The organism is Mesorhizobium sp. C089B (assembly GCF_030323125.1).
Lineage (GTDB): Bacteria > Pseudomonadota > Alphaproteobacteria > Rhizobiales > Rhizobiaceae > Mesorhizobium.
In genome coordinates this window covers 4,751,158-4,773,679 of sequence record NZ_CP100469.1, presented here as the reverse complement: position 1 = coordinate 4,773,679, position 22,522 = coordinate 4,751,158, and the positions used below count along the sequence as shown (strand labels likewise).

General features: G+C 64.8%; 15 protein-coding genes and 1 pseudogene. 13 read left to right on the top strand and 3 right to left on the bottom strand.

Going from position 1 to position 22,522, the window contains the following annotated elements; all coding sequences use genetic code 11:
* The first annotated feature begins 1 nt into the window (after nucleotide 1).
* Both NLY44_RS23635 and NLY44_RS23630 read left to right on the top strand, forming a co-directional pair.
* Nucleotides 2-451: a GtrA family protein gene (locus NLY44_RS23635; protein WP_050588916.1), complete on the top strand. Its 450-nt coding sequence runs from the start codon at nucleotides 2-4 to the stop codon at nucleotides 449-451.
* The gene (locus NLY44_RS23630; RefSeq protein WP_023805781.1) at nucleotides 448-2,022 is read left to right on the top strand and encodes a hypothetical protein; all 1,575 of its coding nucleotides are present in this window, start codon (nucleotides 448-450) and stop codon (nucleotides 2,020-2,022) included. The genes NLY44_RS23635 and NLY44_RS23630 overlap by 4 nt, the downstream gene beginning before the upstream one ends.
* Here NLY44_RS23630 and NLY44_RS23625 read toward each other — a convergent pair.
* From NLY44_RS23625 to NLY44_RS23615, 3 genes are all read right to left on the bottom strand, one after another.
* Complete coding sequence (locus NLY44_RS23625; RefSeq protein ID WP_023805782.1) at nucleotides 1,985-2,617, bottom strand: alpha-ketoglutarate-dependent dioxygenase AlkB family protein; 633 nt, start codon at nucleotides 2,615-2,617, stop codon at nucleotides 1,985-1,987. The two genes, NLY44_RS23630 and NLY44_RS23625, sit on opposite strands and share 38 nt — an antisense overlap.
* Nucleotides 2,618-2,775: 158 nt before the next feature.
* Nucleotides 2,776-3,210 (bottom strand): alternative ribosome rescue aminoacyl-tRNA hydrolase ArfB, encoded by a 435-nt coding sequence (gene arfB / locus NLY44_RS23620; protein ID WP_023672309.1) that lies wholly within the window; start codon nucleotides 3,208-3,210, stop codon nucleotides 2,776-2,778.
* Between the two features lie 86 nt (nucleotides 3,211-3,296).
* On the bottom strand, nucleotides 3,297-4,907 hold the full coding sequence (locus tag NLY44_RS23615) for a phosphoenolpyruvate carboxykinase (RefSeq protein WP_023805783.1): 1,611 nt from the start codon (nucleotides 4,905-4,907) through the stop codon (nucleotides 3,297-3,299).
* A 346-nt stretch (nucleotides 4,908-5,253) separates the two neighbouring features.
* Between NLY44_RS23615 and NLY44_RS23610 the strand changes: the two genes are divergently transcribed.
* The 11 genes and pseudogenes from NLY44_RS23610 to addA all read left to right on the top strand — a co-directional run bounded on the left by NLY44_RS23610 (nucleotide 5,254) and on the right by addA (nucleotide 22,512).
* Nucleotides 5,254-5,955, top strand: a complete 702-nt coding sequence (locus NLY44_RS23610) for a response regulator transcription factor (protein WP_010912942.1) — start codon at nucleotides 5,254-5,256, stop codon at nucleotides 5,953-5,955.
* Nucleotides 5,956-6,040: 85 nt separating this feature from the next.
* A complete protein-coding gene (locus NLY44_RS23605) occupies nucleotides 6,041-7,822 on the top strand; it encodes a sensor histidine kinase (protein WP_023672307.1) in 1,782 nt (593 codons plus the stop codon).
* Nucleotides 7,823-7,834: 12 nt separating this feature from the next.
* The gene (locus tag NLY44_RS23600; RefSeq protein WP_023672306.1) at nucleotides 7,835-8,296 is read left to right on the top strand and encodes an HPr kinase/phosphorylase; all 462 of its coding nucleotides are present in this window, start codon (nucleotides 7,835-7,837) and stop codon (nucleotides 8,294-8,296) included.
* A 164-nt stretch (nucleotides 8,297-8,460) separates the two neighbouring features.
* Nucleotides 8,461-8,862 (top strand): PTS sugar transporter subunit IIA, encoded by a 402-nt coding sequence (locus tag NLY44_RS23595; protein WP_023672304.1) that lies wholly within the window; start codon nucleotides 8,461-8,463, stop codon nucleotides 8,860-8,862.
* Entirely contained in the window at nucleotides 8,859-9,149 is a 291-nt protein-coding gene (locus tag NLY44_RS23590; RefSeq protein WP_023672303.1) for an HPr family phosphocarrier protein, read from the top strand. The genes NLY44_RS23595 and NLY44_RS23590 overlap by 4 nt, the downstream gene beginning before the upstream one ends.
* A gap of 207 nt (nucleotides 9,150-9,356) precedes the next feature.
* Nucleotides 9,357-10,757: an adenosylhomocysteinase gene (gene ahcY, locus NLY44_RS23585; RefSeq protein ID WP_023681401.1), complete on the top strand. Its 1,401-nt coding sequence runs from the start codon at nucleotides 9,357-9,359 to the stop codon at nucleotides 10,755-10,757.
* Between the two features lie 309 nt (nucleotides 10,758-11,066).
* On the top strand, nucleotides 11,067-13,625 hold the full coding sequence (locus NLY44_RS23580) for a sensor histidine kinase (protein ID WP_023805784.1): 2,559 nt from the start codon (nucleotides 11,067-11,069) through the stop codon (nucleotides 13,623-13,625).
* An 8-nt stretch (nucleotides 13,626-13,633) separates the two neighbouring features.
* Entirely contained in the window at nucleotides 13,634-15,145 is a 1,512-nt protein-coding gene (gene tsaE / locus NLY44_RS23575) for a tRNA (adenosine(37)-N6)-threonylcarbamoyltransferase complex ATPase subunit type 1 TsaE (RefSeq protein ID WP_023805785.1), read from the top strand.
* Nucleotides 15,146-15,159: 14 nt separating this feature from the next.
* Nucleotides 15,160-15,864, top strand: coding sequence for a nucleotidyltransferase family protein (locus NLY44_RS23570; RefSeq protein WP_031199014.1), 705 nt, complete (start codon nucleotides 15,160-15,162; stop codon nucleotides 15,862-15,864).
* Nucleotides 15,861-18,997: pseudogene (gene addB / locus NLY44_RS23565) on the top strand (double-strand break repair protein AddB). Before NLY44_RS23570 ends, addB begins: the two are co-directional and overlap by 4 nt.
* Nucleotides 18,994-22,512: a double-strand break repair helicase AddA gene (addA, locus tag NLY44_RS23560; RefSeq protein WP_023805786.1), complete on the top strand. Its 3,519-nt coding sequence runs from the start codon at nucleotides 18,994-18,996 to the stop codon at nucleotides 22,510-22,512. Before addB ends, addA begins: the two are co-directional and overlap by 4 nt.
* Nucleotides 22,513-22,522: the final 10 nt, after the last annotated feature.

Here is a 22,522-nt window from a genome sequence, read left to right as displayed (position 1 = left end):
TGTGCGCCAGGCGGTCAACGATCCTTTGCCCGGCTACCGGTTCTGGTCATGGGCCATGGGCCGTTCGGAGCCGGCGCGAATCCTGCGGTTTGCTGCAATCGGCGGCGTATCGACCCTGATCTACGCCGTGCTGACCTTGGCCCTTTCGGCTCTGCATGGCTTTGGCAGGCCTGCGACAATCGCCTCGGTCGCTGGCTATGGCGCCGGCGCGGTGTTCTCCTATTGCGGGCATCGCTTCGTGACGTTCATGTCGGACGGCTCGATTGGCTTCGAGATCGTCCGCTTCGCCTGCGCCACGGCGATCGGGTTTCTGCTCTCGGTCGGGCTGGCTATGATCCTTACCGACGTAGCTGGACTGCCGCCATTGGTGCCAGTGGCAATCGCTTCCATCCTGGTTCCGGTCCTGAACTTCATTATCCTGCGCAAATTCGTCTTCGTGGCGGCCCGATGAGTACGGAGATCCGCACTTCGCTCATCGAGAGATCCGCCCTGACTTCGGCCCAGGGCAGCTCGCGAACGCTGCCACCGACCAGGGTCATCTGCCTGCTCGTGCTGGTGGCGGCCGTGCCCTGGCAGATGCGCTGGGGCGTCATACCCGACACCAGTTGGGCAATCACCATGTCCGAGAAGGTGCTTGCCGGCTCACGGCTCTATGTGGATCTCTTCGAGGTCAATCCGCCGTTCACGCCGTGGATGTTCATGCCGGCCGTGGCCTTGGCGCACGCTCTCGGCATTTCGCCGGAAGTCGTCATTCATCTCTATGCCTATACGATCTGCCTGCTGGGTCTCGGCATTGCCGCGCGGATCGCTAGATTGGCCGGCTTTGCCGAGAACCATGTGCTGTTCTCGATGCTGCCGCTGTTTCTGGCACTGCTGATCATTCTTCCGGGCAACGCTTTCAGCGAGCGGGAACATCTGGGCATCGCCCTGTTTCTGCCGTTGCTGATGTTGATGGCTTGGCGCGCCGCGCCGACGCAAGGGCGCACGCCGAGCTTGTCGATAGCGGCATTGGCCGGCCTTTGTGGCAGCGTCCTGGTGCTGGTGAAACCCTATTATGCGCTGATGGTGCTGGTTCCGGCGCTGTACGTGGCCTTTCAGCGCCGGTCGATCTGGTCGCTCTTCCGCATCGAATACTGGGTAATCGGCTTGGTCTGCGTCGCCTATCTCGTCGCCGTGCTGTACTTTTATCCAGAGTTCCTCAACACCATCTATCCGGTGCTGACCGACACCTATATGCGGCTGCGGGTGGTGCAAGCGCTGTTGGTCAAGTATGCACCAGCCTATCTCGTCGCTCTCTACATGTTGCGCTCGCTTCGGCCGGGCCTCGCCCTGTCGCCGATGATCGTGGTGTTCGTCCTGGCGTCATTGGCCGCCACCGTGCCTCTCGTCTACCAGGCCAAGGGCTGGCCCTATCATGCATTCCCGGCGATCAGCCTGATAGCGGCGGCGTTGCTGCTCAGAGCCATCCAGATTGACCCGGCGAGGCAATCGCTATCGGGCATGGGGCTGGCGCGGATGCTTTTGCTTGCCGCCACCATTTTGGCCAATGCTGTCCCCTTCTGGCCCAGCCAGAAGCCCAGCGCCGATTTCGTCGCGACGATAAATGCCGCGGTAGACCATCCGAAGGTCGCGCTCATAGGTTCGGACATTGCGGCGGGCCATCCGCTGATGCGAATGGTCGGCGGGAGCTGGATCTCGACGTACTGCAGCGATTGGCTCGGGGGATTTGCTACCTATTTCGCGAAGGTCGAGGCGCAAAGCGGCAACGAGGCGGGGGCCGAACACTACAAGCGGATCACCGATCGCTACATCGATGACAAGCTTGCCCAACTCGAAACCAACCAGCCATCGCTGGTCATTGTGCAGAAGGAGGACATCTTGTGGCTGACCGAGCTTTCCGGCCGGCAGGATTTCGTCCGCTTCATGCAACACTATCGCCAGATCGCGGAGGACGATACGTTGAGGGTCCTTGTTCGCGACGACTTTAGCCGGGCTCCGTCACCCGCCGCAGCGTCAGATTGATCCGGCCGCCATTTTTCAGCAGCGCCGAGGTCGACGGATAGATGCGGTCGACGCCGTGGAAGCAGAGCCGGCCTTCGCCGCCGAGCACGACGACGTCGCCGCTTTTCAGGCGGAACGATTTGGTGCCGCCGTCGCGTGTGGCCCCCCTGCCCGTCACTTGGCCGACCCGGAACAGGCAATCGTCGCCAAGTGACACCGAGACCACTGGGGCCGAGAAATCGGCTTCGTCGCGATCCTGGTGCAGACCCATTTTGGCGTCCTGCGTATAGAAATTGACCAGGCAGGCCTCCGGCGGATTCGGATAGGCGGCGACCTCCTGCCACAATTGCATCAGCGCGTCTGGGATCGGCGGCCATGGCTCTCCGGTGAGTGGGTGCGTTGGCTGGTAGCGATAGCCCAGCTCCTTGTCGGTGACCCAGCCGAGCGTGCCGCAATTGGTCATGCGCACGCTCATCTCCTTGCCGGTCCGCGGCATCGCCGGCACGTACAGCGGCGCCCGCTGTACAATGGTCCTCACCTCTTCCACCAGCGCTTCCTGCGCCGCGCGGGACAGATAACCAGGCATGTGGCGGACGCCTTTGGGCAGAACGAGCATGACTTCGCCTCCGGTTGATACTGAAACCATGCCACCGCCAATCAGAAACAGCGACCCGAAAGCCACCGTTGTCGGCCTCCCTTTCTGTGGCAATGGTGAAACCTTGCGGCTGCGGCTCCGAAGGGGAAGCCGCTTTATGCACGCAGTCGGCGCGGTCCTTAGTCGTTCTCTACCCGGCCGCGCAGCTTTTTGATCGTGCCGCGCCCCGCCTTGCTTTGCAGCCGCCGCTCCACCGAGCCTTTCGACGGCCTGGTCTTCTTGCGCGGCGGCGGCGGCGGTTCCGCGGCCTTGGCGACCAGCGCCGTCAGCCTTGCCCGGGCATCGGCCCGGTTCTGCTCCTGGGTGCGGAAGCGGCCGGCCTCGATGACGATGACGCCGTCCTTGGTGGCGCGCTGGCCGGCGAGCTTGATCGTGCGCGCGCGCACGCGTTCGGACAGGCCAGCCGCATTGGCGGCGTCGAAGCGCAATTGGACGGCGGTCGCCACCTTGTTGACGTTCTGGCCGCCGGGACCCGACGAGCGGATGAAATCCTCGTGTAGGTCGCCCGGATGGATTACGGCTTCGTCTGATATGATGATGTCGTCGATCGGCATGCCGCAGTCATGGCGCGGCGGACCAAAAAAGAAAAGGCCCGATCGAGATCGCGCCTTTCAAGGATGCTTCGGTGAAGACGCCTCGACTATTCCGCAGCTTCCTGCAGGCGGGGTGCTGCGCCGAGCACGACGGCATCGACATGGCTCTCGAATTTCTCGAAGTTGACGGCGAACATGCCGACCAATCGCGCTGCCTGCCGGTCATAGGCTGCCTTGTCGGCCCAGGTCGAACGCGGGTCGAGAATGGCGCTGTCGACGCCAGGCACAGCAACCGGCACCTCGAAGCCGAAATTGGCGTCGGTGCGGAAACCGGACGCCTTCAACGAACCGTCAAGCGCTGCGGCCAGCAAGGCGCGCGTCGCCTTGATCGGCATGCGCTTGCCGGTGCCGTAGGCGCCGCCGGTCCAGCCGGTGTTGACCAGCCAGCAATCGGCGCCGTGGCGGGCGATCAGCTCGCGCAGCAGATTGCCGTATTCCTTGGGGTGGCGCGGCATGAACGGGGCGCCGAAGCAGGTCGAGAAAGTCGCTTCCGGCTCGGTAACGCCCTTCTCGGTGCCGGCCACCTTGGCGGTGTAGCCGGAGAGGAAGTGGTACATCGCCTGCGCCGGGGTCAGCCGGGCGATCGGCGGCATGATGCCGAAGGCATCGGCGGTCAGCATGATGATGTTTTTCGGGTGGCTGGCCCGTCCGCTCTTCGAGGCATTGGGGATGAAATCCAGCGGATAGGCACAGCGCGTGTTTTCGGTGAGCCGGCCGTCGTTGAAGTCCGGCACGCGGTCGGCGTCGAGCACGACATTTTCCAGCACCGTGCCGAAACGCTGCGTGGTGGCGAAAATCTCCGGCTCGGCCTCGGCCGACAGCCGGATCGTCTTGGCGTAGCAGCCGCCTTCGAAGTTGAAGATGCCGTGCGGTCCCCAGCCGTGCTCGTCGTCGCCGATGAGCGTACGTGACGGATCGGCCGACAGCGTCGTCTTGCCCGTCCCGGAAAGCCCGAAGAAGATCGCTGCGTCGCCGCCCGGGCCCTCATTGGCCGAGCAGTGCATCGGCATGACGCCCTTTTCCGGCAGCAGATAGTTGAGCATGGTGAACACCGACTTCTTCATCTCGCCGGCATAGGAAGTGCCGCCGATGAGCACGATCTTGCGGGTGAGATCGACCGCAATCACCGTTTCGGTGCGGCTGCCGTGACGGGCCGGATCGGCGCGGAAGGACGGCAGGTCGATGATCGTCATCTCCGGCACGAAATCTTCGAGCTCGGCGGCCTGCGGGCGGATCAAAAGATTGCGGATGAACAGCGAGTGCCAGGCGAATTCGGTGATGACCCGCGTCGGCAGCTTCAGCTCGGCATCGGCGCCGCCGACGAGGTCCTGCACATAGAGATCCCTATTCGCGGCGTGGACAAGGAAATCGGCGAGCAGCATTTCGAACTGGCCCGCCGAAATCGCCTTGTTGTTGTCCCACCAGACATGGGGCTCGGTGGCGCCATCGCGGACGACAAACTTGTCCTTGGGCGAGCGGCCGGTGTGCTGGCCGGTCTCGGCAAGCAGCGCGCCGCCGGCGGTCAACCGGGCCTCGCCACGGCGGATCGCTGCCTCATAAAGGGCGGCCGCACCAAAATTATAATGCACCGTGCCGGTGGTTTTCAGGCCGATACGATCGATCGCGCAAGCAGAATTGCGTTTGCCGACTTCCGACATCAAGGGTCCCTTCTTCTGGAATCGCCGCACTTTGCCGTCGTATTTCCGGCAGGCCCGCGAAGTGGGCTAAGATGGTCAGAACCAGAAAACCCAAATGATATCAAATCATTAATCGATTTAAAAAAATTGAAAGTTGTTTAAATCGTTTATATATGCAAAAAATTACAGTGGTTACCCAAAGGATTGGCCAGGGTCAGGCGTCCAATCTGCATAGAGGTGCGGGATGGGTCACCGGCAACCCTTCCGTGACAGCGGACGGAGCCTGTGCCACATTTTGTACCTAATTTGTCCTGCAAAAGCCCCTTCTCTAAGACAGAAGGGACAGCTCATGAGGGAGCCGCTTGAAATGGCAACAATCGCGCTTGTCGATGACGACCGCAACATTCTGACATCGGTGTCGATCGCCCTCGAGTCCGAGGGGTATCGCGTCGAGACCTACACGGATGGTGCGTCGGCGCTGGAAGGCCTGGCGGCGCGGCCGCCGAATCTCGCCATCCTCGACATCAAGATGCCGCGCATGGACGGCATGGAGCTGTTGCGCCGGATGCGGCAGAAGTCCGACCTGCCGGTGATCTTCCTGACCTCGAAGGACGATGAGATAGATGAGCTTTTCGGCCTCAAGATGGGCGCCGACGATTTCATCCGCAAACCGTTCTCGCAGCGCCTGCTGGTCGAGCGGGTGCGCGCCGTGCTGCGCCGCGCCAGCGCCCGCGAAGCTGCGGCAAAGGCGCCCAGCCAGCAGGCCCGTTCGCTGGAACGCGGCCAGCTCGTCATGGACCAGGAACGCCATACCTGCACCTGGAAGGGCGAGCCGGTGACGCTGACGGTCACCGAATTTCTCATCCTGCACTCGTTGGCGCAGCGCCCAGGCGTGGTAAAAAGCCGTGATGCGCTGATGGATTCCGCCTATGATGAGCAGGTCTATGTCGACGACCGCACCATCGATAGCCACATCAAGCGGCTGCGCAAGAAGTTCAAGGCCGTCGATGACGACTTCGAAATGATCGAAACCCTTTACGGAGTCGGATACCGGTTCCGCGAAGCTTGAGTTGATGCATGTCGCCCAAAAGTGGTCGCGGTTTTTGGGACGACGACATGCATAAAACCAAAGACTAGGCGGGAGCTGCTATTCGATGGCAGTGGATGTACAGCGGAGCAGACGGACGAGCGCTGTCAGGCGGTCGCGGATTCTGCCCGCATTCCTGTCGAGGTTGACGGTGCCGATGCGCCGCTTCCTCGGCCACCACATCTTTTCCAGCCTGACCCGGCGCATCCTGTTCCTCAACCTGGCCGGCCTCGCCGTGCTGGTCACCGGCATCCTCTATCTCAACACCTTCCGCGACGGGCTGATCGACGCCCGCGTCGAAAGCCTGATGACGCAGGGCGAGATCATCGCCGGCGCCATTGCCGCGTCGGCGACGGTCGAGACCGATTCGATCAGCATCGATCCGGAAAAACTGCTCGAACTGCAGGCCGGTGAAAGCCTGGGGCCGGGCTCCGACCAGCTCGACAATCTGGATTTCCCGATCAATCCCGAGCGCGTCGCGCCGGTGCTGCGGCGGCTGATTTCGCCGACGCGCACCCGGGCCCGCATCTATGACCGCGACGCCAATCTGCTGCTCGATTCGCGCCATCTCTATTCGCGCGGCCAAATCCTGCGCTACGACCTGCCGCCGGTCGAGGACGAGCAGCCGGATATGCTGGAGCGCGTGCAGAAATTCGTCTTCGACTTCTTCCGCAACAAGGACCTGCCCGTCTACCATGAGCAGCCGGGCGGCAACGGTGCGGCCTTCCCGGAAGTGGTCAAGGCGCTGACCGGCAGTCCATCGACGATCGTGCGGGTGAGCGAACAGGGCGAGCAGATCGTTTCGGTGGCGGTGCCGATCCAGCGCTTCCGTGCCGTTCTCGGCGTGCTGATGCTGTCGACGGAAGGCGGCGACATCGACAAGATCGTCGCCGCCGAACGCAAGGCTATTTTGCGCGTGTTCGGCATCGCCGCCCTTGTCACCGCCATCCTGTCGATGCTGCTCGCATCCACCATCGCCAATCCGCTGCGCCGGCTATCGGCGGCGGCAGTGCGGGTGCGGCGCGGCGTCAAGAGCCGCGAGGAGATCCCCGACTTTTCCGACCGCCAGGACGAGATCGGCAATTTGTCGGTCGCGGTGCGCGATATGACCAATGCGCTCTATGCCCGCATCGAGGCGATCGAAAGCTTCGCCGCCGATGTCTCGCACGAGCTGAAGAACCCGCTGACGTCGCTGCGCAGCGCGGTGGAGACCTTGCCGCTGGCCAAGAACGACAATTCACGCGGCAGGCTGATGGAGATCATCCAGCACGATGTCCGGCGTCTCGACCGGCTGATCACCGACATTTCCGATGCCTCGCGCCTCGACGCCGAACTGGCGCGTGAGGATGCCGCGACGGTCGATTTGAAGAAATTCATCACCGATCTCGTCGCCGTGTCGCGCGAAGCGACGCGCAACAAAAAGGCTGTCGAGATCGAATTCAAGGCCGCCAAGCTGCCGCAAGGCGTCAAAGGCTATTTCGTCACCGGCCATGATCTCAGGATCGGCCAGGTCATCACCAATCTGATCGAGAATGCCCGCTCCTTCGTGCCGGAGGACCACGGCCATATCGCCATTTCCCTGGCACGCTCGGGCAAGGTCAACATCGTCACCGTCGACGACAACGGCCCCGGAATCCGCGCCGACGCCATCGACCGCATCTTCGAGCGCTTCTACACCGACCGCCCGGCGGGCGAGGCGTTCGGCCAGAATTCGGGGCTTGGCCTGTCGATATCCAGGCAGATCGTCGAAGCCCATGGCGGCACGCTGACCGCCGAGAACATCCCCGGCACCAAGCCCGGCGACATCAAGGGCGCGCGCTTCGTCGTTACGCTGCCGGCCGAAGGCTGATCGCGGCTGCGCATGCCCGATCCCACCGCGGAACCCGAGAACATCCATGCCACCGCAGTCCTGATTGGCGAGCGGGGCGTCCTGATCACCGGGCCGTCCGGCTCGGGCAAGACAACGCTGGCGCTGGCGCTCATCGACCATTTCAGCCGGCTCGGGCTGTTTGCGCGGCTGATCGGCGACGACCAGCTGTTTGTCGCGGCGCGTTTCGGGCGGCTGGTCTGCCATGCGCCCGCCAGCATTGCCGGCCTCGCAGAGGTGCCCGGACTTGGTCCGAAGCCGCTTTTGTTCCAACCTGTGGGGGTCATCGACCTTACGATCCAGCTGGTTGCCGCTAACGCTGTGGAGCGTTTCCAGGAAGAGTCGAGCGCGACCATTGCCGGCTGTGTGGTGCCGCGCATCGACCTCGTTCAGCGCAACGTCACTGCGGCTTTGCCGGCGGTAATGGCGCGGCTGGCGATTGCGCCTTTCGTATGATCCGCCGCCGGTTTTTTGCTGCAATGCGTCAAATTGGCCATGGCCGACGCAATTTTGGGCTTGTCAACGCGCCGCGCGTCGACAAGATAGCGCTCCCGCCGCCTGGGATGGCCGGCGAGCATAAAAAGCGCCTGTGAAGCGGCGATGACGGGAGCCACCATAGAATGATCGGACTCGTGCTTGTAACGCACGGTCAACTGGCCGCCGAGTTCCGCCATGCCGTGGAACATGTCGTGGGGCCACAAGACAATTTCGAAACCGTGGCAATCGGCGCCGATGACGATATGGAGCAGCGTAGGCGCGATATCGTCGACGCCGTCGGCCGCGTCGACACCGGGACCGGGGTCATCGTTCTGACCGATATGTTCGGCGGCACGCCTTCCAACCTCGCCATTTCGGTGATGGAATCCGGTCGCACCGAGGTCATCGCCGGCATGAACCTGCCGATGCTGATCAAGCTGTCGTCGATCCGCAAGGGCGACAACATGGCGACCGCGCTCGACGAGGCGCAGGCCGCGGGGCGCAAGTACATCAACGTCGCAAGTCAGCTGCTGAGCAGCAAATGAACGCGCTGTCGCCCGGTGAGATCGTGCGCGAGTTCCCGATCGTCAACCAGCGCGGCCTGCATGCGCGCGCCTCGGCGAAGTTCGTCCAGGTCGCCAGCGGCTTCGACGCCACCGTCCATGTTGAGAAGGATGGTCTCAAGGTCGGCGGCACTTCGATCATGGGGCTGATGATGCTGGCGGCGAGCCCCGGTTATTCGATCCGTGTCACCGCCAGCGGCGCTGAAGCCGCAGCGGCAATGGACGCGCTGGAGCAGCTGGTCGCCTCGCGCTTCGGCGAAGAGTGCTGAAGCTCTTTTTTGTTTGAGCATGATCTTGTCCGAAACCGGCTTCCACTTTTCGGGATCATGCTCCGCAAACACATGCGCGCATAAAGATTTCTTTATATCCCATTGTCGTCTTGGCGGCGATCTGCTAGTCAGGCCGGCATTCCGCGCCCTTCGACGCGCCGTGTGGCGCAGGCGCATTCTGAAGACAAATCACACCGGAGCACTGCCATGACAGGTAGCAAGGACTATGTGGTCGCCGACATCTCGCTTGCCGGCTGGGGCCGCAAGGAACTCGATATCGCCGAAACCGAAATGCCGGGCCTGATGGCCTGCCGCGAGGAATTCGGCGACAAGAAGCCGTTGAAAGGTGCGCGCATCACCGGATCGCTGCACATGACCATCCAGACCGCGGTGCTGATCGAGACGCTGAAGGCGCTTGGCGCCGATATCCGTTGGGCATCGTGCAACATCTTCTCGACCCAGGACCATGCGGCCGCGGCCATAGCCGAGGCCGGTATCCCGGTGTTCGCCGTCAAGGGCGAGTCGCTCGAGGAGTACTGGGACTATACCGACAGGATCTTCCAGTGGGCCGATGGCGGCCTCTCCAACATGATCCTCGATGATGGCGGCGACGCCACCATGTATATACTGATCGGCGCCCGCGCCGAAGCCGGCGAGGACGTGCTGTCCAACCCGCAGAGCGAGGAAGAGGAATACTTCTACGCCCAGGTCAAGAAGCGCCTGAAGGCCTCGCCCGGCTTCTTCACCAAGCAGAAGGAAGCCATTCGCGGCGTCACCGAAGAGACGACCACGGGTGTCAACCGGCTATACCAGCTGCAGAAGAAGGGCCTGCTGCCCTTCCCGGCGATCAACGTCAACGACTCGGTCACCAAGTCGAAGTTCGACAACAAATATGGCTGCAAGGAATCGCTGGTCGACGGCATCCGCCGCGGCACCGACACCATGATGGCCGGCAAGGTTGCGGTCGTCTGCGGCTATGGCGACGTCGGCAAGGGCTCGTCGGCTTCGCTCAAGGGCGCCGGCGCCCGCGTCAAGGTCACGGAAGTCGATCCGATCTGCGCGCTGCAGGCGGCGATGGACGGCTTTGAAGTCGTCACGCTGGAAGATGCCGCACCGACCGCCGACATCGTCATCACCACCACCGGCAACAAGGATGTCGTCACCCTCGACCACATGCGCTCGATGAAGGACATGGTGATCGTCGGCAATATTGGCCACTTCGACAATGAGATCCAGGTCGCGTCGCTGCGCAACCTGCAATGGACCAACGTCAAGCCGCAGGTCGACATGATAACCTTCCCGGACGGCAAGCGGATGATCCTGCTGTCCGAGGGGCGCCTGCTCAACCTCGGCAACGCGACCGGTCATCCGAGCTTCGTGATGTCGGCCTCGTTCACCAATCAGGTGCTGGCGCAGATCGAACTCTACACCAAGCCCGGCCAGTACCAGAACCAGGTCTATGTGCTGCCCAAGCACCTCGACGAGAAGGTGGCGCGTCTGCATCTCGACAAGCTTGGAGCCCGCCTGACCGAACTGTCCGGCGAACAGGCCGCCTATATCGGCGTGACCCCGCAGGGTCCGTTCAAGCCGGAACACTACCGCTATTAGCCAAAGCGGCGTTTACCACTAGATATTGAAGCCGGGCGATTGACTTTTCGCCCGACTTCTTTTTTGCGCGGATGATTCTTCACGCCGATTCCAGCACGCGCTATTGTGCTGATTCGTGGGCCGGGGACGAGGGCCGGCGTACGCATCGAGAGCATGATTCGAACCGAAGGACCGCGTCAGCGAAAAGTGGGAAGCGGTTTTCGGAAAAGATCATGCTCTTCAAGAGAGAGTTAGGTCAGAAGGGCGTTTCCATCAAACGTGATCCTGATCTAGGCGGTCTTGCATTCAGGCGGCGAAGAGGACCAAGACATGCCGGGGGAAAACCCGCCTCGCGCGGGATCGGCCGTTTCCGGTGACGATTCCGATAGCACTGGCTCCGTCACGACAGGCGGTGGCCTGAAGAGGCGTGTCGGCGCCCGCACCGCCGGCTTTCTTGCCACCTCAGCTCTTGCCGGCCCGCTCACCTCGTTTGCAGCCCATGCCGAGCCGGCCATTGCGCAGAAGGCCGGACTGTCGGTCAGCGCGGTCGAAGTCATCCAGCTCGCCATGTTCGTCGGCGTCATGGGCGCGGCACTGGTCTCGGCCATCTTCCTGATCCGCGAAAGAGCCCGCACCTCGGCGCAGAATGTCGAACTCAGAGCCCGCATTGCCGACATCAATGCGGCGCTGCAGCGCTCCGAGGCGCTGCTCAATCTGCGTGACCAGCGCGTCATCGTCTGGGCGTCCGAGAACAAGAAGCCGGAGCTGATCGGCACGCTGCCGCTGGAAAGCGGTGCGCCGGACGACCGTGCAGCCTTCCTCGCCTTCGGCCGCTGGCTGATGCCGCGCTCGGCGGCGGCGCTCGAAAATGCCGTCGCTGGTCTGCGCGAGAAAGCGAAACCCTTTGATCTCGTGATCGAATCGCAGGCCGGGGCGCCGCTTGAAGTGCATGGCCGCAAGAGCGCCGCGCATGTGCTGGTGCGCTTCGTCTCGCTGTCGGAAACTCAGAGGAGCCAAGCCAGGCTGAAGATCGAGAACCAGCGTCTGGCCGCCGACTACGAGACCATGATCGGCCTGCTCGACGCCTTGCCGATGCCGGCCTGGCTGCGCGCCACCGACGGGCGGCTGAAATGGGTCAACCGTGCCTATGCCGGAGCGGTCGAGGCACCGAACGCCGAGACCGCCGTGCGCGAAGCCAAGGAATTCCTCGGCGCCCAAGCGCGCGAACAGATCGCCGCGCAGCACAAATCGCGCCCAATCTTCGAACAAACGCTGTCGACAGTGATCGAGGGCGACCGCCGCGTGTTCGCCGTCACCGACTTCGCCGGTGCGGACGGCTCGGCCGGCCTTGCCTGCGACACCAGCGCCACCGAAACCCTTCGCGGCGAATATGAGCGCACGGTGCGCAGCCATGCCGACACGCTCGACCAGCTCAACACGGCGGTGGCGATCTTCGATGCCAACGAGAAGTTGCGCTTCTTCAACCAGGCGTTCCAGAAACTGTGGGGGCTGGACCCGGGCTTCCTGCATAGCGCGCCCGACAATGCGCTGCTGCTCGACCGGCTGCGCAGCGAAGGCAAGATCGCCGAGCAGCCGGAATGGCGGCGTTGGAAAGAAGGCCTGCTTGGCGCCTACCGCGCGGTGGAATCGCAAGAGCATTGGTGGCATTTGCCCGACGGCAAGACCATCCGCGTGGTGGCCAACCCCCAGCCGAAGGGCGGCGTGACCTGGGTGTTCGAGAACCTGACCGAGAAGATGGACCTCGAAAGCCGCTACCAGACGGCGGTGCGGGTCCAGGGCGAAACGCTCGACAATCTGGCCGAAGGCGTCGCCGTGTTCGGTCCCGACGGGCGGCTGCGCCTGTCGAACCCGGCCTTTGTCGCGCTGTGGGGACTGAGCCAGGATGTGATCAAGCCCAACGTCCATGTCTCGGCGATCCGCGATCTCAGCGACCAGCGCGCCGTCGACAGCCCGTGGGGCGGGTTCGTCGCCGCCATCACCGGTTTCGACGACGAGCGCCGCGACCGCCATGGCCAGACCGAACTGAAGAACGGCACAGTGCTCAGCTACGCCGTCATCCCGCTGCCCAACGGCCAGGTGATGATGACCTTTGTGGACGTCACCGACAGCGTCAATGTCGAGCGCGCGCTGAAGGACAAGAACGAAGCGCTGCAGAAATCCGACCAGCTGAAGAACGAGTTCGTGCAGCATGTCTCCTACGAGCTGCGCTCGCCGCTGACCAACATCATCGGCTTCACCGAGCTTCTGTCGCTGCCGGCGACCGGGCCGCTCAGCCCAAAGCAGCGCGAATATGTCGAGCATGTCGGCTCGTCATCCTCGGTGCTGCTCACCATCGTCAACGACATACTCGACCTCGCCACCGTCGACGCCGGTATCATGCAGCTCGACATTTCGGAAGTAAGCGTCGAGCGCACCATCGAGGCCGCGGCCGAACTGGTCGCCGACCGGCTGCAAGAGCATTCGATCAAGCTCCGGATCGACGCCGCTGCGGCGCCGAAGAGTTTTCACGGCGACGAGACCCGGGTTCGCCAGATCCTCTACAATCTGCTCAGCAACGCCGCCAATTACGCGCCGGAGGCGAGCACGATCACGCTTGCCTGCCGGCATTTGGAGCAAGGTGTGGAATTCTCCGTCCATGACAACGGCCCCGGCATGCCGCCGGACCTGCTCGATTCGGTGTTCCGCCGCTTCGAGCCGCGCACCAATGGCGGGCGCCGGCGCGGTGCGGGCTTAGGCCTGTCGATCGTCAAGAGCTTTGTCGAGCTGCACGGCGGCAGCGTGCGCATCGAGACCGGCAAGGACAAGGGCACCACCGTCATCTGCACCTTCCCCGATGCACCGTCGGGCATCCGCGCCGCGGCCGAGTAGCGGGCTCGATGACCGTTGTTGTGCTGGAGCGTTTTCTCGCCGACGCGGCTGCGACCGCAAGGCTCGGCGAGGACCTGGCCATGGCGCTGCGGCCGGGCGACGTGCTGGCGCTCAAGGGCGATCTCGGCGCCGGCAAGTCGACGCTGGCGCGGGCCCTGATCAGGGCGCTGGCCGACGATGCCGGCCTCGATGTGCCGAGCCCTACCTTCACCTTGGTGCAAAGCTACGACACGCGCATCCCCGTGCACCATTTCGATCTCTATCGCCTGTCCTCGGCCGGCGAGATGGACGAGCTGGGTTTCGACGAGGCGCTGCTGCATGGCGCTGCCCTTGTCGAGTGGCCGGAACGGGCGGAGGCCGCTCTGCCCAGGACGTCGATCTGGATCGAACTCGTCCATCAGGGCGAAGGCCGCCTGGCGAAACTATCGGGCCAAGGCGTTGGCTTCGAACGCGTGGCGCGATCGCTGGCGATGCGCGATTTCCTCAAAACGGCCGGTTGGGGCGACGCCGCGCGGCGCCATTTCGTCGGCGACGCCTCGGCGCGCTCCTATGAGATCGTCTCGCGCGCCGGCCTTGCGCCGCGCGTGCTGATGAATTCGCCGCGGCTGGTGCTGGGGCCGCCGGTGCGCGACGGCAAGCCCTATGCCGTGATCGCCCACACCGCGCAGTCGGTCACCGCCTTCGTCGCCATCGACAAGGCGCTGCTGGCGCAAGGTGTCAGTGTCCCAAAAATCCATGCCGAGGATCTCGAACGGGGCTTTCTGCTGCTGGAGCATCTGGGCTCGGAAGGTTTTCTCGACGGCAATGATGAGCCGGTGGCCGAGCGCTACGCGGCAGCGGCCGAATTGCTGGCGATGATGCATGGGAAGACCTGGCCGCAGCGCATGGAGGCCGTGCCGGGCGTCTTCCACGAGGTGCCGCCGTTCGATCGCGACGCCATGCTGATCGAAGCCGATCTCTTGGTCGATTGGTATGTGCCGATGGTGACCGGCAGCCCGGCAAGCGAGGCTTTACGCGCCGGCTATCACAGGGAATGGAACGCGGTTCTCGATCGGCTGGACACACAGAAATACACGCTGATGCTGCGCGACTTCCATTCGCCCAACATCATCTGGCGCGGTGACCGCAAAGGCCACGACCGCCTCGGCATCGTCGACGTCCAGGACGCGCTGATGGGTCCTGCGGCCTATGACGTTGCGTCGCTGGCCATGGATGCCCGCGTCACCGTTTCGCCCGATATCGAGCAGCGGACCGTGGACGCCTATGTCGCTGCGCGGCACGCCGCCGTCGGCTTCGATGAGGACGCCTTCCGCAGGGCCTATGCGATCATGGCGGCGCAGCGCAATTCAAAGATCCTCGGCATTTTCGTGCGGCTCGAAAAGCGCGACGGCAAGCCCTATTATCTCCGACACCTGCCGCGCATCCGCGATTATCTCAGGCGGGCGCTGGCGCACCCGGCGCTGGCTCAGCTGAAGGAGTTTTACATGGCACATGGCCTGCTGGAGGAACGGCTCCCGTGACCTTGACCACAGCGATGGTGCTGGCGGCGGGTCTTGGCAAGCGCATGCGGCCGATCACCGACACCATGCCGAAGCCGCTGGTGCGGATCGCCGGCAGGACCTTGCTCGACTGGGGGCTGGACAGTCTCGAAGCGGCCGGCGTCGAGAAAGCCATCGTCAACGTGCACTATCTGCCGGACCAGATCGTCGCCCATATCGCCCACAGGCGGGCGCCAAAGATCGTCATTTCCGACGAGCGCGACGCGCTGCTGAATTCGGCGGGTGGCATCGTCAAGGCATTGCCGCTGCTGGGTGCCGAACCCTTCTACATCATCAACGCCGATACGTTCTGGATCGACAGCGGCCAGCCCAGCCTCGAGCGCCTTGCCCTTGCATGGGACGGCGCGAAAATGGATATTCTGCTGATGCTTACCGATCTCGACTCGGCCACCGGACACGGTGTCGGCACGGATTTCCTGATGGCGCCGGATGGCGGCCTGCGGCGCTCGAAAGGCGATCCGGCCGGGTTGATCTATGCCGGAGCGGCAATCGTCAATCCCGCCATCTTCAGGGATGCGCCGGCCGGGGCGCATTCGCTCAACACCTATTTCGACAAGGCAATCGCCTCTGGCCGTCTGTTCGGCATGCAGATGCGCGGAAGCTGGATCACCGTCGGCACTCCCGACGCCATTCCGCAGGCGGAAGCGGCGGTCGCCGACGCTCTCGCGAAGGTGGTATGAGCGGCGCGCGCCGCGTTCTTTCGATCCCGCCCGGAGCGCCATTCCTGCCGACTCTGGCCGAGGCCTTGCTGGCCGGACGGCTGGTGCCCGGCTTCCGGTTCGACGGCGATCCGCTGGCGCTGGCTGATGTCACCATCTATGTGCCGACACGGCGCGCGGCCCGTGCGCTGCGCGGCGCTTTTGTCGACGCGCTTTCGGGACCGGGGGGAGCCGCCGTTCGGCGATCCTGCCGGTCATCCGCCCGCTCGGAGAGTTCGACGAGGACGAAGCCGCCTTCGACGCCGGCACGCCGACCGAGCTTGAAATGGCGCCGCCGATCGCAGCCATCGAACGCCTGCTGCTACTGGCGCCGCTGGTGCGGGCCTGGAAGCGCACCTTGCCGGCGCATGTCCTTGATATGTTCAACGAAGAGATCGTCGTGCCGGCCTCCGCCGCCGATGCGATCTGGCTAGCGCGTGACCTCGCCCGGCTGATGGACGAGATCGAAACCGAAGGCACGGACTGGACCAGGCTTGCCGATCTGGTCACCGGCAATCTTGCCGGATGGTGGCTTGTGACGCTCGATTTCCTCCGTATCGTCACCGAGGCCTGGCCGAAATTACTGGAGGAGCGCGACCGCTCCAACCCGGCCGCGCACCGCAATGCGCTGATCCGGCGCGAGGCGAAGCGGCTGGAACGCAACCCGCCCAAAGGCCCGGTGATCGCCGCCGGCTCGACGGGCTCTATTCCCGCCACGGCCGAACTGCTTGCCACGGTCGCCAGCCTGCCCAACGGCGCCGTGGTGCTGCCCGGGCTCGATGGGATGCTGGACGAACCGTCTTTTGCCGCGATTGGGGCGCCCGGTGCGCGGCCGGCACTGCTTGGCCACCCGCAATACGGCATGGCCAAGCTGATCGGCAAGATTGGCGTGCTGCGTGGCGATGTCGAGGAAGTGGTCTCCGCCGAGCCCGCACTGGCGCTCCGCGCGGCCCTTGTCGGCGAGGCGCTGCGGCCGGCCGAGACCACGGAATCATGGGCCGAGACCCGCATATGCTTCAACGCCGTAGACATCGCCGAGGCCTTCGCCGACGTGACGCTGGTCGAAGCCGCCAGCGAACGCGACGAGGCGGCGGCGATCGCCATCGCGCTGAAAACCGCCGTGGAACAGCCGGGGCACAGGGCAGCGCTCGTTACCGGCGACCGCGGGCTGGCGCGGCGCGTCTCGGCCGAGCTGTTGCGCTTCGGTGTGATCGCCGACGATTCCGGCGGCACGCCGCTCGCCAACATGCCTGCCGCCAGCCTGCTGCGGCTCGCACTTCAAGCAGTATTCCGGCCGGGCGATCCCGTCGGCCTTTTGTCGCTGCTCAAGCATCCGCTGCTCGGGCTCGGACTTGAGCGCACCGGCGTGCGCCATGCCGCCGAGCTCATCGAACTCGTGGCGCTGCGCGGCGGCACCGGACGCCCCGACATCGCCTCTTTGCCAGCACTGTTCGAGGAGCGTCTCGCCGGGCTGCGCGGGGACAAGCGCCAGCCCTTCTGGTTTTCGCGCCTGAGCGTGCGCGGCATCGACGATGCCCGCGAGCTGCTGACCTGGCTTGTGACGGCACTGGCGCCGCTGACCGCCTTTCGCGGAGAAGAGAACGCCGATCTCGTCGCGCTGACCAGAGCGAGCGTCGCCGCGCTGGAAAATCTCGGCCGCACGGCGGACGGCAGCCTCGCTGAACTCTATGCCGGCGATGCCGGTGAAAAACTCGCCGAGTTGCTGCGCGGTGTGGTCGCGGCGTCGGCGTCCTTCGACTTCCCGGCCGACGAATGGCCTGATGTGATGGACGCGCTGGTAGCACCGGAAACGGTCAAGCCCGGGCAAGGCACAGACCGCAACATCGCGATATGGGGCGCGCTGGAAGCGCGGCTGCAGAATGTCGACACGCTGGTCATTGGCGGGCTGAACGAGGGCGTGTGGCCACGCAAGCCGGAAAGCGATCGCTTCATGTCGCGGTTGATGAAGACCGGCATCGATCTCGAGCCGCCGGAGCGCCGTATCGGCCTTGCCGCCCACGACTTCCAGATGGCGATGGGGGCGAAAAAGGTGGTGCTGACGCGCTCCGCCCGCGCCAGCGACGCACCGGCGGTGCCGTCGCGCTGGTTGCAGCGCATCCTCACCTTCATCGGCAAGGATCCTGCAGCCGCACTGCGCGGACGCGGCGACGAAATGCTTGCCTGGGCGCGCGCGCTCGATGCCGGCGAGCGGCAGCATTTCGCGCCGCGACCGCAGCCGAAACCGCCGCTGAGCATGCGGCCCACCCACTTCTCGGTGACCGAGATCGAGACGCTGCGCCGCGACCCCTATGCGGTCTATGCCAAGCGTATTCTGAGCCTTCTGCCGCTCGAGCCGGTGATCCGCGACCCCGGCGCGGCCGAGCGCGGCACGCTGTTTCATGACATCCTGCATCTGTTCTCGACAGAGGTGGCGGATCCCCGCGCGCCCGAAGCTCTGGAACGCCTCATCGCTGCCGGCCGGACCTGCTTTGCCGAGATCGCCCTGCCCGCCGACGTCGAGGCTGTGTGGTGGCCGCGCTTCGAAAAGCTTGCCGCCAACATCATCGAATGGGAGCGCGGCCGCGCTCCCGCCGTCGCCCGGCGGCATGCCGAGGAGCGCGCCGAAAAGACCGCTGTCGGCCGCACCGGCGTGACGCTGTCCGGCTATGCCGACCGCGTCGACCTTTTGGCCGGTGGCATGGCCGACATTCTCGACTACAAGACCGGCTCGTCCCCGTCCAAGGCGCAGGCCCACACGCTGCTGGCGCCACAGCTGGCGCTCGAAGGGGCGCTGCTCCGGCGCGGCGCCTTCAAGGGGCTTGGCGCGCGCGAGCCCTCCCAGCTTGCATTTGTGCGGCTGAAGCCGAATGGCGAAGTGTTCGAGGAATCCATCCTCGACTACAACCGCCAGCCTCGGACCGCCGAAGACCTCGCCGAGGAGGCCTGGGCGCGGCTGGAAAAGCTGCTGGTCCATTATGCAGATCCGACGACCGGCTACCTGTCGCGGGCGCTGCCGTTTCGCGAGGGCGAGAGCGATGGCGATTACGACCATCTGGCGCGCGTGCTCGAATGGTCGGCCGGCGGCGACAGCGATGACGAGGCGGGGGAGACATGAAAAAAGCCTATCCCATCCCCAGCGAAACCGCCGCCAGCCAGGCGCGCGCTTCCGACCCGAAGAACTCGGCCTGGGTGTCGGCCAATGCCGGCTCGGGCAAGACGCATGTGCTGGCCCAGCGCGTCATCCGGCTGCTGCTCAACGGCACCGATCCGTCGAAGATCCTGTGCCTGACCTATACGCGGGCGGCCGCCGCCAACATGTCGAACCGCGTGTTCTCGACCCTGTCGGAATGGACGGCGCTCGGCGATGCCGAGCTTGCCACAAAGATTGAGGCGGTGGACGGCCGCCGGCCCGACCGCGACACGATGCGGCGGGCGCGCCGGCTGTTTGCCGAAGCGCTGGAAACGCCGGGCGGGCTGAAGATCCAGACCATCCACGCCTTCTGCGAATCGGTGCTGCACCAGTTCCCGCTGGAGGCCAACATCCCGGCGCATTTCGAAATGCTCGATCCGCAGATGGAGGCCTCGCTGTTTGCCGGCGCCCGCCGCGACATGATTTCGGGCACGTCAGCCGGAGACGCCGGACTGGCCGAGGCCTTTGCCACCGTGCTGGAGCGCGGCGGAGAACACGGGCTCGATGCGCTGCTCGCCGAAATCGTGCGCAAGCGCGACGGGCTGCGCGGCTTCATCGATGCGGTCCGGCGCGACGGCGCCGGCTTTCAGGCCCTGTTCGACGAATTCCATTTCCGCCCCGGGCAGAGCGCCGAAGACATAGCGGCATCGGTATGGCCGCTGCCGGGTTTCCTGCCGGACTTCTTTGCAGTGTTCGCCAGTGCCGCCGAGGCCACCGACGCCCGCACCGTGCTCAACAATCTCTTGCCCTATGCCCGCTTGGCCTTTGCCGAGACGGACCCGACCCGCCGGCTGCAGATGCTCGGCAAAGCCTTTCTCAAGGCCGATGGCGACCCCTATGATCCCTCAAAGTTGTTCAAGAAGGCGCTGCTCGGCCGGCTGCCCGACCTTCCCGAGCGCTATCTGGTGGCCGTCAAGGCGATAACAGACGTCTCCGACCGGCAGGCGCTGTTCCGGATGCTGGTAGGCACGGTCGCGGCGTTGACCATAGCCGACTGGCTGATCGTGCGGTACGAGCGCCTGAAGCGCAGCCGCGGCTTTCTCGACTTCAACGACCTCATCACCCGCACCGTCAACCTTCTGGCGCGGCCGGATGCCGGACCCTGGGTGCAGTACAAGCTCGACCAGGGTATCGACCACATCCTGCTCGACGAGGCGCAGGACACCAGCCCCGACCAATGGGAGGTGGTGAAGCGGCTGGCGGAGGAGTTCTTTGCCGGCCACGGCCAGCGCGGCACGACCAATCGCACGGTGTTCGCCGTCGGCGACGAAAAGCAGTCGATCTATTCCTTTCAGGGTGCCGCGCCGGATTCCTTCGCCGACAGCCGGCTCTTGTTTTCCGGACGCGTGAACGCCGCCAATGCTTCGTTTGCCGACCTGAAACTGACCTGGTCGTTCCGGTCGACCGACGACGTGCTTGCCGCCGTCGACCGCGTCTTTGCCGATCCGGGCGTGCGGCGCGGCATCAGCCATGACCCCGATCCGCTCGACCACAAGGCGATCCGCAACGACGCGCCTGGCTATGTCGAGGTCTGGCCGTCGCTCGGCGCTGACGCCGTCGAGGAGCCCGACGACTGGACGTTGCCGGTCAATCATGCCAGCGCGCCGGCTGTGCGGGTGGCCGAGCACGTGGCTGCGACCATCCAGACCTGGCTCAAGGACCGCGAGATCATCGAGGGCAAGGGACGCAGGCTGAGGGCCGGCGACATTCTTGTGCTGGTGCGCAAGCGCGACCGCTTCGTCCATGCGCTGTCGCGCGCGCTGAAGGACCGCGATATTCCCGTCGCCGGCGCCGACCGGCTGAGCCTGCCCGGCCACATCGCGGTCAAGGACCTGATCGCACTCGGCCATTTCCTCATCCAGCCGCAGGATGACCTGTCGCTCGCCGCCGTGCTGCGCAGCCCGGTTTTCGACGTGTCGGAGGAGACGCTTTTTGCGCTTGGCGCCGGACGGCCAGCCGGAACATCGCTGATCGCCTCACTACGCCAGCATGCTGGCGACAATACCGCGCTGACCGATGTCGTTGCCCGGCTCGACGGCTGGGCCAACGAGGCGGCGTTCCGGCCGGTGTTCGAATTCTACGCCGGGGTGCTGGCGCGCGACGGCCTGCGCAAGAAGATGATCGCCCGGCTCGGCCCGGAGGCCGGCGATATTCTCGACGAGTTCCTGAGCTTCTGTCTGGCCGAAGAACGCACCGGCTTGCCGGGGCTGGAGGCTTTCCTGGCGACGCTGGAAAACACCGGCCCGGAGATCAAGCGCGAGATGGACCAGACGCGCGACGAGGTCCGCGTCATGACCGTGCATGCCGCCAAGGGCCTGGAAGCGCCTGTTGTCTTCCTGGTCGATGGCGGTTCGGCGCCGTTCAGCGACCAGCATCTGCCGCGGCTCATGCCGTTCGACGCTTCGGGCCGCAATTTCGACGGCAAGGGCTATCTCTGGCGCTCAGCCGCCGATGTCGCCAACGGCTTCTCAAAGGCAGCCTCGGCCAGGGCGCGGGAGCTTGCCGACGACGAATACCGGCGGCTGCTCTATGTCGGCATGACACGCGCCGAGGACCGGTTGATCGTCTGCGGCTATCACGGCAAGCGTCAGCCCAGCACCGGCACCTGGCATTCGATCGTCAGCCGCGCGCTGACAGGTGCACCCGAAAGCACCGAGCGCCGCCACCCCGCCAGCAGCGAGCCGGTGCATCGTTTCGTCATGAGCAAGCTTCCGCCGGTGGCGCAGGCGGCAGCCGACGAGTCGCGGCTGCCACAACAGGTGCTGCCGCTGCCGGTGGGCTTGTTCCGGCCCTTGCCGCCTTATGAGGAGCTGCCGCGCCCGCTGTCGCCTTCCGGCGCGTCGGCGCTGATCGACGAGGGCAAGGAAGCTGTTGTCGATACCCGCTCGCCGGTGCTGGACAGCGAGGCGGAGCCGGGCTTTGCGGTGATGCGCGGGCTGGCGCTGCACAAATTGCTGCAGATGCTGCCCGGCTTCCCCGAGGACGAACAGCAAGCAGCGGCGTTGCGATATCTCAGCCGTGCCGGCGCCGACTGGCCGGAGGCCGAGCGCAACAAGGCGCTGGCTTCGGTGATGGCGATCCTCAGAGATTCGCGTTTTGCCGGGCTGTTTTCGCCGTCGTCCCGCGCCGAAGTTGCTGTGATGGGCAGCCTTGAGGTCAAGGGCAGACTGCGCTCGATCTCCGGCAAGATCGACCGGCTGGCGGTGACGCCCGGGCGCGTATCGATCGTCGACTACAAGACCAACCGGCCGGCGCCCGCAGGCCTGGCCCAGGTGCCGCCGGCCTATATCCTGCAGCTGGCGCTCTACCGCGCGCTGCTCCAGCCGCTTTACCCCGGCCGCGCGGTGACGGCAGCACTGCTGTTCACCGAGGCACCGAGGCTTATCGAACTGCCGGCGCAGGCGATGGATGACGCCCTTGCCCGACTCACGGGAGCGTGACACAAGTTCT